Annotated in this window: 13 protein-coding genes and 5 tRNA genes; 16 read left to right on the plus strand and 2 right to left on the minus strand. The window is 57.6% G+C overall.

Features of this window, described 5'->3' with window-relative positions:
* Positions 1 to 54: 54 nt before the first annotated feature.
* The 3 genes from hypD (at position 55) to F8A88_RS07610 (ending at position 3129) form a co-directional block, all read left to right on the plus strand.
* Positions 55 to 1149 (plus strand): hydrogenase formation protein HypD, encoded by a 1095-nt coding sequence (gene hypD / locus F8A88_RS07600; RefSeq protein ID WP_151150528.1) that lies wholly within the window; start codon positions 55 to 57, stop codon positions 1147 to 1149.
* Between the two features lie 3 nt (positions 1150 to 1152).
* On the plus strand, positions 1153 to 2157 hold the full coding sequence (gene hypE / locus F8A88_RS07605; protein ID WP_151150529.1) for a hydrogenase expression/formation protein HypE: 1005 nt from the start codon (positions 1153 to 1155) through the stop codon (positions 2155 to 2157).
* 72 nt (positions 2158 to 2229) lie between these two features.
* Entirely contained in the window at positions 2230 to 3129 is a 900-nt protein-coding gene (locus F8A88_RS07610; RefSeq protein ID WP_241667386.1) for an alpha/beta fold hydrolase, read from the plus strand.
* A 71-nt stretch (positions 3130 to 3200) separates the two neighbouring features.
* On the opposite strand, the gene F8A88_RS07615 is transcribed toward F8A88_RS07610, so the two are convergent.
* A complete protein-coding gene (locus tag F8A88_RS07615; protein WP_151150531.1) occupies positions 3201 to 4175 on the minus strand; it encodes a chemotaxis protein in 975 nt (324 codons plus the stop codon).
* Positions 4176 to 4232: 57 nt separating this feature from the next.
* Positions 4233 to 5246, minus strand: coding sequence for a tRNA dihydrouridine synthase (locus tag F8A88_RS07620; protein WP_151150532.1), 1014 nt, complete (start codon positions 5244 to 5246; stop codon positions 4233 to 4235).
* A 280-nt stretch (positions 5247 to 5526) separates the two neighbouring features.
* Here F8A88_RS07620 and F8A88_RS07625 point away from each other — a divergent pair.
* The 13 genes from F8A88_RS07625 to rplL all read left to right on the plus strand — a co-directional run bounded on the left by F8A88_RS07625 (position 5527) and on the right by rplL (position 10642).
* Positions 5527 to 5602 (plus strand) — tRNA-Thr (locus F8A88_RS07625).
* A gap of 17 nt (positions 5603 to 5619) precedes the next feature.
* Positions 5620 to 5705 (plus strand) — tRNA-Tyr (locus F8A88_RS07630).
* 62 nt (positions 5706 to 5767) lie between these two features.
* Positions 5768 to 5844 (plus strand) — tRNA-Gly (locus F8A88_RS07635).
* 68 nt (positions 5845 to 5912) lie between these two features.
* A tRNA-Thr gene (locus F8A88_RS07640) sits at positions 5913 to 5988 on the plus strand.
* A 52-nt stretch (positions 5989 to 6040) separates the two neighbouring features.
* Positions 6041 to 7234 (plus strand): elongation factor Tu, encoded by a 1194-nt coding sequence (tuf, locus tag F8A88_RS07645; protein ID WP_151150533.1) that lies wholly within the window; start codon positions 6041 to 6043, stop codon positions 7232 to 7234.
* A gap of 2 nt (positions 7235 to 7236) precedes the next feature.
* Positions 7237 to 7386, plus strand: coding sequence for a 50S ribosomal protein L33 (rpmG, locus tag F8A88_RS07650; protein ID WP_151150534.1), 150 nt, complete (start codon positions 7237 to 7239; stop codon positions 7384 to 7386).
* Between the two features lie 13 nt (positions 7387 to 7399).
* Positions 7400 to 7476: transfer RNA gene (locus F8A88_RS07655), tRNA-Trp, on the plus strand.
* A gap of 29 nt (positions 7477 to 7505) precedes the next feature.
* A complete protein-coding gene (gene secE / locus F8A88_RS07660; protein ID WP_151150535.1) occupies positions 7506 to 7757 on the plus strand; it encodes a preprotein translocase subunit SecE in 252 nt (83 codons plus the stop codon).
* 40 nt (positions 7758 to 7797) lie between these two features.
* Positions 7798 to 8346: a transcription termination/antitermination protein NusG gene (gene nusG, locus F8A88_RS07665; RefSeq protein WP_151150536.1), complete on the plus strand. Its 549-nt coding sequence runs from the start codon at positions 7798 to 7800 to the stop codon at positions 8344 to 8346.
* Between the two features lie 45 nt (positions 8347 to 8391).
* Complete coding sequence (gene rplK / locus F8A88_RS07670; RefSeq protein ID WP_151150537.1) at positions 8392 to 8814, plus strand: 50S ribosomal protein L11; 423 nt, start codon at positions 8392 to 8394, stop codon at positions 8812 to 8814.
* Between the two features lie 11 nt (positions 8815 to 8825).
* The gene (rplA, locus tag F8A88_RS07675) at positions 8826 to 9533 is read left to right on the plus strand and encodes a 50S ribosomal protein L1 (RefSeq protein WP_151150538.1); all 708 of its coding nucleotides are present in this window, start codon (positions 8826 to 8828) and stop codon (positions 9531 to 9533) included.
* Positions 9534 to 9679: 146 nt separating this feature from the next.
* Entirely contained in the window at positions 9680 to 10210 is a 531-nt protein-coding gene (rplJ, locus tag F8A88_RS07680; protein ID WP_151150539.1) for a 50S ribosomal protein L10, read from the plus strand.
* A 42-nt stretch (positions 10211 to 10252) separates the two neighbouring features.
* Entirely contained in the window at positions 10253 to 10642 is a 390-nt protein-coding gene (gene rplL / locus F8A88_RS07685) for a 50S ribosomal protein L7/L12 (RefSeq protein WP_151150540.1), read from the plus strand.
* Positions 10643 to 10663 lie beyond the last annotated feature (21 nt).

Here is a 10663-nt window from a genome sequence, read left to right on the forward strand (position 1 = left end):
TATGACTGAACGCCTGAACATTTTTTTGAACCAAAGCTGTGGGGGGCTTGCGTTTTGAATATTGATCTCATCAAGGAGTTTCGGGACCCGGAGCTCTGCAAGGGGTTGCTGGAAACCCTGGACAGGGAACTGGACGATGAACTTCGGTTCATGGAGGTGTGCGGCACGCATACCGTGGCCATTTTCCAGAGCGGACTTCGTTCCCTGTTGCCGGACAAGGTTGTGCATCTGAGCGGACCGGGCTGTCCCGTGTGCGTGACGCACGAATCCGAGGTGAACGCGTTTCTGGATCTGGCCGAGCACGACGACGTGATCATCGCCACCTTCGGTGATCTCATGCGCGTTCCCGGCCATGGCGGCCGCAACCTGAAGGCCGCGCAGGCAGATGGCGCCAGCGTGAGCGTCATCTATTCGCCGTTCGATGCCCTGAAACTGGCCGCGGAAAATCCGGACAAGACCGTGGTTTTCCTTGGAGTGGGCTTTGAGACCACGGCTCCGACCATCGCGGCCACCATGGTCATGGCCCGCAAGCAGGGGCTGAAGAATTTCATGGTCCTGCCGTTTCACAAGACCGTGCCCACGGCGCTGGGCGCATTGCTGGACGATGCCTCCACGCGCATCGACGGTTTCATCCTGCCCGGGCACGTGTCCACGGTCATCGGCATGGAACCCTACGAGTTCATTGCCACGGATTATGACCGCAGCGCGGTGATCACCGGGTTTGAACCTGCGGATATTCTCAAGTCGCTGGTGGACATGGTCCGCTGGCGCAACGAGGGCACCGCAAAGGTGACCAACAACTACAGGCGTGCCGTGGCCGACACGGGCAATGCCAAGGCCCGCGAGGTTCTGTACTCCGTGTTCGAGCCGTGCGATGCCCTGTGGCGCGGCATCGGGCTGATCCCGGGCAGCGGCCTGAAGATTCGCGACGAGTGGACGGACATGGACGCCATAGTCAAGTACGGCATCGAGATCACGGAAGTGCCGCCCCTGCCGGGGTGCCGGTGCGGCGATGTCCTCAAGGGCGTGATCACTCCGGACCAGTGTCCGCTGTTCAAGAAAGTCTGCACACCGGCCAAACCCGTGGGACCGTGCATGGTCTCCACGGAGGGCAGCTGTGCGGCATACTACAAATACAAGGTTGACTGATTCATGAGCGAAAAGGTTCTTCTCGATTACGGCAGTGGCGGCAGGGCTTCGCAGCGGCTGGTTTCCGAGCTGTTTCTGGGCCAGCTGGGCAATGACGAACTCAACCGGCTCAACGATGCCGCCGAGCTGCAGGTCAGCGGGCGCATTGCCATGAGCACGGATTCCTTTACCGTGGACCCCATCTTTTTCCCGGGAGGCGACATCGGTTCGCTGGCCGTGCACGGCACCATCAACGACGTGGCCATGATGGGAGCCATTCCCCGCTACATGACCTGCGGCTACATCATTGAGGAAGGCTTTGCCATGGACGATCTGGAACGGATCGTCACCTCCATGGGCAAGGCCGCGAAAAAGGCCGGTGTGAGCGTTGTTTCCGGAGACACCAAGGTGGTTCCCAAGGGCGCGGTGGACAAGATTTTCATCAACACCACGGGCGTGGGCGACATCATCGTGGACCCGGCTCCGGCCGGTGACCGCGCCCGGCCCGGCGATGCCATCCTGCTCAGCGGGACCATGGGCGACCACGGTCTGGCCATTCTGGGCACGCGCGAGGGGCTGGAGTTCGAGGCAGCGGTGCAGTCGGATTCCGCGGGCCTGAACCATTTGCTGGTCAAGCTGGTTCAGGAACTTCCCGAGGTGCATGTACTGCGCGATCCCACCCGGGGCGGGCTGGCTACCACCATGAACGAAATCGCGGGGTCTTCCAACGTCTGCTGTGAACTGAACGAAACCGATATTCCTGTGCGGCCCGAGGTCAGCGGCGGTTGCTCGTTCCTTGGTCTCGATCCCCTGTATCTGGCCAACGAAGGCAAGTTTCTGTGTATTCTGCCCGAAGAGCATGCGGAAAAGGCACTGGAAATCATGCGTGCCGATGAACTGGGCCGGGATGCCTGCCGTGTGGGTACGGTGACTGACACCAACCCCGGCAAGGTGGTCATGGTCACCCAACTCGGCGGCAAGCGGCTGCTGAACATGCTCGAAGGCGAGCAGTTGCCCAGAATCTGTTGAGACGTCCATGTGAATATTCAGAGAATACGGCCACTCCTTCGGGGGTGGCCTGTTTTTTTCGGGAGGATGATCATGCTCGGAATTCGAATTGTTGCCACTGCCTTGTTGGTATTTTCTCTGTTCGGCTGTCACCACTCGCCTGCAGCGCTGCATGAGGACCGTTTCGTCGACGTCCCGGTGCAAACCGTAACGGTCAACGGTGCGGACATGGGGTACCGTGTCGTGGGGCAGGGGGAGCCTTTGTTGCTGGTCATGGGGTATGCGGGATGCATGGATGTGTGGGACCCCGTGCTGGTGAGCGGGCTGGCGGAGCATTTTCGCGTGATCATGTTCGACAACCGGGGCATGGGCTATTCCGGTACCGGCGGTGCGGACAGCATGCAGGAATTGAGCATGAAGACCATGGCTCGGGATGCCCTGGGGGTGATGCATGCGCTGGGACTGGAACGGGCGCATGTGCTGGGCTGGTCCATGGGCAGCCTGATAGCGCAGGAAATGGCCCTTGAATCGCCACGCAACGTGGGCAAGCTGATCCTGTATGGCACTGCCGTTGATCCTGCACCTGTTGTCGCGGCCGTGGAACGTCTTGGAAGGTTGAGTCCCGAAGAATTTATGAAATACCTGTTTCCCGCGCCATGGGTGGGTGAGCATCCGGACGTGTTCAAACGACTTCCGGCACCTGCCATACCTGCGAGCCCTGCGACCGTGGCCGCACAGTATTCAGCCATTGCCCGGTGGCAAGGGACCTCGGAGCGGGTACGATCCATTTCCAAGGACACGCTGGTGCTGGTGGGAGAGAATGATCCCCTGACGCCTCCGGCGCAGAGCATTCGGACAGCGGAACTGATCCCGGGTGCATGGCTGGTGCGTTTCCGGGGAGGTGGGCATTGGCTCATGTACCAGAATCCGGCAACACTGGCCCGTGTGATTGTTGATTTTCTGACTGTGGATCAGAATCTGCTCCACCAATAGCATTGGTTCAAACAAAGAAAGCCCCGACCATGGATGTTGGCCGGGGCTTTTTTTGTCGGGAAAGGGCGTCGTCAGCCTTCGTCTTGGGCCTCGGTTTCGCGTCCTTCGATGAGATTGGCTGCGCGCAGGGCGAGTTGGGTGATTTCCGGCTTGGAACACTGGTCGTCCGCACCCACGGATTCACCCTTGTGCCTGAGCTTGTCCGTGATGATGGACGAGAACAGGATGACCGGTAGGTCGCGCAGGGCAAGGTCTTCCTTGATGCGTTTGGTCAGGTTGTGGCCGTCCATCATGGGCATCTCGATGTCCGAGATGACCACCTGTACGAAATCGGTAACCGGGCGGCCCGAATCCATTGCCGATTGCTTGATTTCCTGAAGCCTGTCCCAGCATTCGCGGCCATTGTTTGTTTTTTCCACATGGAATCCAGCCTGTTGCAACAGGTCACGGATCATTTCGCGGATCAGCGGGGAGTCGTCGGCGATCAATGCCCGGTAGTTGCTCTTGACGTCGAACGCAACGTTTTCGTCAAGCTTGAGGCGCAGTTTGGGGTTGAGCTCCGCAACAATGCGTTCAAGGTCGAGGATGAAGACCATTCTGTCTCTGAACTTGACCACGCCGGTGATGGACTCGCTGGAGAGCGCGGAAACATATTTGTTGGGTGCTTCCACGTCTTCCCAGCTGATGCGGTGGATTCGTGTGACCCCGGAAACCATGAATGCGGAGGTCACGTTGTTGAATTCCGTGACGATGACCTTGGGCGGTTCGTTTTCAACGCGTTTTTTCTTGAGCCATGCCGCAAGGTCCAGCAACGGGATGATGCGGGACCGGAGGTCGAATGCGCCGAGCACGGCAGGATGCGTGACTTCCGGCATTTCCGTGACTTCCGGCATGCGTATGATTTCAAGCACTTTGGCTACGTTGACACCGTAATATGCGCGATGGCCGTTGGGTTTTTCGTTGCGGGGATCTTCTTCCAGGTAGAACTCCACAATTTCGAGTTCGTTGGTTCCCGCTTCAAGAAGAATGTCGTTTTGGGCGCTCATGGTTGCTCCGGTCGTTTCCGCTGTAGACGGATTGTCTTTTGAATATATTGATAAACATTATAGGATATCGTCGTCAACCGGGAGGGAATTATCTGCCGCGTTTTTCATGTGTTCGATTCTGTCGGCAGCCGCGAACAGTTCGTCCCAGTTTTCGCATTGCAACAGGCTGCCGCGCAGGGCGCGGATTCCCGCGAGTCCCTTGGCATAGCGCGGGATGATGGAGCGGATCTTGCGAAACGAGCGTTCGGTGCCCTCGTGGATTCGCGTGAGTTCGATGTGCCTGCGCACTACGGCGGCAAGCAGGTGCCCGTCCATGGGCGGCAGAGGGGTGCCCTGGCGCAGGGCGATGAATCGTTCAAAAACCGTGGGATCGAACATGGCTCCCCGCGCAAACATGACTGCGTCGGCTCCGGTTTGCTCGAGGCAGCGTATTCCGTCCTCAGCCGTGAACAGGTCGCCGGATGCGATCACCGGGATGCCCAGGTGCTGTTTGAGTAGCGCCAGCTTGCCCCAGTCGGCTTCGCCGCGGAACAGCTGCCTGCCGTACCGGGGATGCAGGGTGACCCAGTCCACGCCTTCATTTTGGAGTCGTTCCCCCAATTCTATATATGTATCGTCGCCGTGGTCCGCACCGAGGCGGAACTTGACGCCCACGCGGCCTCCCTGCGGATGGCGGGCTGCCCGTTCAACCATGATGCCCGCAAGCCGGACGAGCAGGTCCGGTGTGCGCATGAGTGCCACGCCCGAGCCGGACTTGTTGACTTTGCGCACAGAGCATCCGGCGTTGAGGTCGAAATTGCGAAAACCCATGTCCACGAGTTTGTCCATGACGCCGGGGAAAAGATCCGGGTCCGCACCGAATATTTGCAGCACCATGGGCGTGTCCTGTTCGCAGGTGGCCAGCAGCCGTTTGGTGCCGCTGTTCTTGTAGGCCAGCCCCTTGATGCTGACCATTTCCGAACAGGCAACACCGGCCCCGCGCTCCAGGCACAAAAGGCGGAAGGGCAGGTCGGAATAACCGGCGAGCGGCGCAAGCCATGGCTTGTCCTGATCAATGGTGAATGTGGTCATGACGGAAGCTTTTAAGCGTTGTTTCGTAGACAGTCAAAACAAATGCGTTGCTCAGGGTGGCGTGCCGCAGGGGAGGAGCTGGGCGCGCAGCAATGTGAAAACGGATGTGATACGAAAAAATGAATGAAAAAAAGAAATCGGGGGTTGACATCGCGTCCTTTTTCCGAGTAGAACCCGCCGTTCTCTGGCGAAAGGAGCCGGGGCAGAGAGATAAATTTGTTTTTTTGCTCCGAAATTCCTTGCAATCCGCAGCGATGCCAAGTATAGGGTTCATCCCCGAGCTGGCGTAGCTCAATTGGTAGAGCAGCTGATTTGTAATCAGCAGGTTGCGGGTTCAAGTCCCATCGCCAGCTCCATGACTCTGTGAAATATTGGTGGGGTTCCCGAGTGGCCAAAGGGAACAGACTGTAAATCTGTCGGCGTATGCCTTCGGAGGTTCAAATCCTCCCCCCACCACCATATATTTATGCCGCGCTGTAGGAGGTGGAATTCAGGATTCCGCTGCTGACTACGGGGTATGAGCGGGAATAGCTCAATTGGCTAGAGCATCAGCCTTCCAAGCTGAGGGTTGCGAGTTCGAGTCTCGTTTCCCGCTCCATTTTTCCGCATCCCGTGTCCGCAATTTCCTGACACCTTGAGCAAAGCTGTATATTTGTATAGTAAGAAGCCCACGTAGCTCAGTAGGTAGAGCGCATCCTTGGTAAGGATGAGGTCAGCAGTTCAATTCTGCTCGTGGGCTCCACATTGATGAAAACCACAAAATATTCATAACCAAAATTCTAGGGGGAATTGCAATGGGTAAGGCAAAATTCGAGCGGAGCAAGCCGCATGTCAACATTGGTACCATCGGCCACATTGACCACGGTAAAACCACGCTGACTGCTGCCATCACCAAGCTGGCGGCCATGGCCGGCGGCGGCGAATTCGTCGCATTCGACGAAATCGACAAGGCTCCCGAAGAGAAGGAGCGCGGCATCACCATCGCTACCGCGCACGTCGAGTACGAGACCGCCAATCGCCACTACGCTCACGTGGACTGCCCCGGTCACGCCGACTACATTAAGAACATGATCACCGGTGCCGCACAGATGGACGGCGCGATTCTGGTTGTGGCCGCCACTGACGGTCCCATGCCCCAGACTCGTGAGCACATCCTGCTCGGCCGTCAGGTCGGTGTCCCGGCCGTTGTCGTGTTCCTGAACAAGTGCGACATGGTCGACGACGAAGAACTGCTTGAGCTGGTCGAACTCGAAGTTCGCGAACTGCTCTCCAAGTACGACTTCCCCGGCGACGACTGCCCGGTCATTCTGGGTTCCGCGCTGAAGGCTCTGGAATGCGATTCCGCCGATGATGAAGCTGCCAAGCCCATCTTCGAGCTGCTGGAAGCCTGCGACTCCTACATCCCCGAGCCGGAACGCGACATCGACAAGCCGTTCCTGATGCCCGTGGAAGACGTTTTCTCCATCTCCGGCCGCGGTACCGTTGTTACCGGTCGTGTCGAGCGTGGTGTCATCAACGTGGGCGAGGAAATCGAAATCATCGGTATCCGCGACACCCAGAAGACCACCTGCACCGGCGTTGAAATGTTCCGCAAGATCCTTGATCAGGGTCAGGCTGGCGACAACGTGGGTCTGCTGCTTCGCGGCATCAAGCGCGACGAAGTCGAGCGTGGTCAGGTTGCTGCCAAGCCGGGTTCCATCACCCCGCACACCAAGTTCAAGGCCGAAGTCTACGTCCTGTCCAAGGATGAAGGCGGTCGCCACACTCCGTTCTTCTCCGGCTACCGTCCGCAGTTCTACTTCCGCACGACCGACATCACCGGCGTCGTGACCCTGGAAGAGGGCGTTGAAATGGTCATGCCCGGCGACAACGCGACCTTCGAGGTCCAGATGATCGCCCCCATCGCCATGGAAGTTGGCCTGCGCTTCGCAATCCGTGAAGGCGGCCGCACCGTTGGTGCCGGTGTCGTCACCGAAATTCTGGAGTAATCATGCGCGTCAACATTCAGCTGCAGTGCACCGAGTGCAAGCGTAAGAACTACGCCACGCAGAAGAATAAGAAGAATACTACTGGTCGACTCGAGGTGAAAAAGTATTGTCCCTGGGACAAGAAACACACCGTCCACAAGGAAGCCAAGTAGTCTTCGATAGAGCAGGGGTGTAACTCTAACGGCTAGAGTGCCGGTCTCCAAAACCGGAGGTTGGGGGTTCGAATCCCTCCACCCCTGCCACTTTTAAATTTATTGGGATATCAAGAGTTATGGCCAGAAAGAAAGCCAAGAAAGTCGCTCCTCAGCAACCTGTTGCCCAGGGGGGCGTCATGGGCAAGATCCATGAGCTCAAGACCTTTTTCGAGGAATCCAAGGTCGAGATCAAGAAAGTGGTCTGGCCTTCCCGAAAGGAAACCGTCACCACGTGTGTGGCGGTAGTCGTGGTTACCTTGGTCATAGCCCTTTACCTGGGCGTTGTGGACCTCGGGCTGAGCAAGCTCGTGGCCTTCATCCTGTCCTAAGTCCCATTGAGGCACGACTGAAGTGACAACAACAGATGCCATGAGCGAATCTCGCGCGCCCTCGGCCCGGTGGTATATAGTACATACCTATTCCGGTTTCGAGCAGCGTGTTGAGCAGACAATCCGGGAGATGATGCGGACCGGTCAGGACGGAGGCCTCATTGAAGAGGTCGTCATGCCTACCGAGAAGGTCGTCGAGCTCGTCAAAGGCGAGCGCAGGACCTCCACCCGCAAGTTTTATCCCGGCTACGTCATGATCAAGATGATCCTGACGGATGATTCCTGGCATTTGATTCAGTCCATTCCCCGCGTCACGGGGTTTGTGGGCGGCAAGAACAGGCCCACGCCGATGCGGGACAGCGAAGCGCAGAACATCCTCAACATGATGGAATCTCGTCAGGAGAAGCCGCGACCGAAGTACAACTTCGAGCGTGGGGACGAGGTCCGTGTCATTGACGGCCCCTTCGGAGGCTTCAACGGCATTGTCGAGGAAGTCAATTACGACAAGGGAAAGCTCCGCGTCTCCGTGTCCATATTCGGGCGTCAAACTCCTGTCGAACTGGACTTTGTCCAGGTGGACAAGGGGTAGGCCCTCTCCGCGCGCTAACGCGAATTTTCTCATCGAGGAAGTACAATGGCCAAGAAAGAAATGGGTAAAATCAAGCTGCAGATTCCTGCAGGTTCCGCCAATCCCTCTCCGCCGGTCGGTCCGGCTCTGGGGCAGCATGGCGTGAATATCATGGAGTTCTGCAAGGCATTCAACGCCAAGACGCAGGACCAGAAGGGTATGCTTATCCCGGTCATCATCACGGTGTACCAGGACCGCAGCTTCTCCTTCATCACCAAGACGCCGCCGGCATCTACTCTCTTGATCAAGGCAGCCAAGCTGTCCAAGGGATCCGGTGAGCCCAACAAGAACAAGGTGGGCAGGGTCTCCAAGGACCAGGTGCGCGAAATCGCCGAAACCAAGATGCCCGACCTGAACTGCAACGATATCGAAGCCGCTATGCGCTCCATCATGGGCACCGCCCGGAGCATGGGCATCGAAGTTAAATAGCGAGGACCGCCATGCCCAAACATGGAAAGAAATACCGCAACGCCGTTGAAGGCGTGGACATGGCTCAGCGGGTTTCTGTCGAAGACGGCGTGAAGATGGCTGTTGAAAAAGCCTACGCCAAGTTCGACGAAACCGTTGACGTGGCCATCAACCTTGGTGTTGACCCCAAATATTCCGACCAGATGGTCCGTGGAGCCGTCAGCCTGCCCAATGGGCTTGGCAAGGACGTCCGTGTGGCCGCATTCTGTAAAGGTGACAAGGAAGCCGAGGCCAAGGAAGCCGGAGCCGACATCGTCGGTGCCGAGGACCTGGTCGAGAAGATTCAGGGCGGCTGGCTCGATTTCGACAAGGCTGTCGCCACTCCGGACATGATGGCACAGGTCGGTAAGATCGGCCGTCTGCTCGGACCCCGCGGCATGATGCCCAACGCCAAGACCGGTACCGTTACTTTCGACATCGGCTCCGCCGTTTCGGAAATGAAGGCCGGTAAGGTTGAATTCAAGGTCGACAAGGCCGGCGTGCTGCATGCTCCCATCGGCAAGGTCTCCTTCGGAGCCGAAAAGCTGCTGGAGAATATGTTTGCGCTGCTGGATGCGATCATGAGGCTCAAGCCTTCGTCCGCCAAGGGCGCCTACATGAAGAACGTGGCCGTTGCCACGACCATGGGCCCCGGCATCAAGATCGATCCGCTGACTGTCAGGAAATTCCTGGACAAATAAGGCAAGACTCCCGCCGGGTTCTCCCGGCGGGATTCAAATACGCACGGGAAGTTGAGTCAGAGACCGCAGGTGGGACCGTGTCCCTTAAATGCCCTGCATAGACTACGCTTTGACCTGCTTTCCGGGCCGAACGACGAGGAGTTTAGATGAACAGGCAAGAGAAAGCCCAGATCATCGAGCAGTTTCATGAGAAGGCTGCACGGGCGAACATTGCCGTCGTCACCGACTTCAAGGGCATGACTGTCGAGGAGATGACTGATCTCCGCGCCAAGTGCTATGAAGCCGGGGTTGACTTCCAGGTCGTCAAGAATACTTTGGCCCGGTTGGCTCTCAAGGACACCGATCACGGTGAACTGAGCGAACATCTCAAGGATAACTGCGCATTTGCGCTGGGTTACGAAGATCCCGTAGCCCTGGCAAAGGTGCTGACCGACTTTGCAAAGACCAGCAAGAAGTTTGAGCTGAAGTTCGGTTGCCTTGAAGGCAAGTATCTTGACGCCGACGGCATCAAGGAGCTCTCGAAGATGCCTACGAAGCCCGAACTGCTGAGTTCCGTCCTCGGAACCATGCAGGCCGTGCCTCGCAACTTCGTGTCTCTGTTCGCAAACATCGAGCGCAAGTTCCTGTACGCTCTGGTCGCCATCAAGGACCAGAAAGAACAGGGCGAAGCCGCGTAACCAACCTTTCAAAGCGTTTGAATTCCCTAGGAGGACATTACAATGGCTGACATCACCAAAGATCAGGTAGTCGAGTTTATCGGCAATATGACCGTTCTGGAACTCTCCGAGTTCATCAAGGAACTGGAAGACAAGTTCGGCGTTGAAGCCGCTGCTCCCGCTGCCGCCGTCATGGCCGCTCCGGTGGCTGGTGGCGATGCTGCCGGTGCTGCTGAAGAAAAGACCGAATTTGACGTCATCCTGGCTGGCGCCGGTGGCAACAAGATCGCCGTCATCAAGGCTGTTCGCGGCCTGACCGGTCTCGGCCTCAAGGAAGCCAAGGCTCTCGTGGACGAAGCTCCCAAGGCCATCAAGGAAGCCGTTTCCAAAGAAGAAGCCGACGAAGCCAAGAAGCAGCTGGAAGAAGCCGGCGCTGAAGTTGAAGTTAAGTAATTACGCTTATTTGCGTTAGAT

This window comes from Pseudodesulfovibrio senegalensis, from assembly GCF_008830225.1.
GTDB classification, from domain to species: domain Bacteria; phylum Desulfobacterota; class Desulfovibrionia; order Desulfovibrionales; family Desulfovibrionaceae; genus Pseudodesulfovibrio; species Pseudodesulfovibrio senegalensis.

Excerpts from the sequence above, each read along its gene's own strand:
- hypE (WP_151150529.1), top strand. The coding sequence starts at position 1,153 with ATGAGCGAAAAGGTTCTTCTCGATTACGGCAGTGGCGGCAGGGCTTCG.
- F8A88_RS07610 (WP_241667386.1), top strand. The coding sequence starts at position 2,230 with ATGCTCGGAATTCGAATTGTTGCCACTGCCTTGTTGGTATTTTCTCTG.
- F8A88_RS07615 (WP_151150531.1), bottom strand. The coding sequence starts at position 4,175 with ATGAGCGCCCAAAACGACATTCTTCTTGAAGCGGGAACCAACGAACTC.
- F8A88_RS07620 (WP_151150532.1), bottom strand. The coding sequence starts at position 5,246 with ATGACCACATTCACCATTGATCAGGACAAGCCATGGCTTGCGCCGCTC.
- tuf (WP_151150533.1), top strand. The coding sequence starts at position 6,041 with ATGGGTAAGGCAAAATTCGAGCGGAGCAAGCCGCATGTCAACATTGGT.
- rpmG (WP_151150534.1), top strand. The coding sequence starts at position 7,237 with ATGCGCGTCAACATTCAGCTGCAGTGCACCGAGTGCAAGCGTAAGAAC.
- secE (WP_151150535.1), top strand. The coding sequence starts at position 7,506 with ATGGCCAGAAAGAAAGCCAAGAAAGTCGCTCCTCAGCAACCTGTTGCC.
- nusG (WP_151150536.1), top strand. The coding sequence starts at position 7,798 with ATGAGCGAATCTCGCGCGCCCTCGGCCCGGTGGTATATAGTACATACC.
- rplK (WP_151150537.1), top strand. The coding sequence starts at position 8,392 with ATGGCCAAGAAAGAAATGGGTAAAATCAAGCTGCAGATTCCTGCAGGT.
- rplA (WP_151150538.1), top strand. The coding sequence starts at position 8,826 with ATGCCCAAACATGGAAAGAAATACCGCAACGCCGTTGAAGGCGTGGAC.
- rplJ (WP_151150539.1), top strand. The coding sequence starts at position 9,680 with ATGAACAGGCAAGAGAAAGCCCAGATCATCGAGCAGTTTCATGAGAAG.
- rplL (WP_151150540.1), top strand. The coding sequence starts at position 10,253 with ATGGCTGACATCACCAAAGATCAGGTAGTCGAGTTTATCGGCAATATG.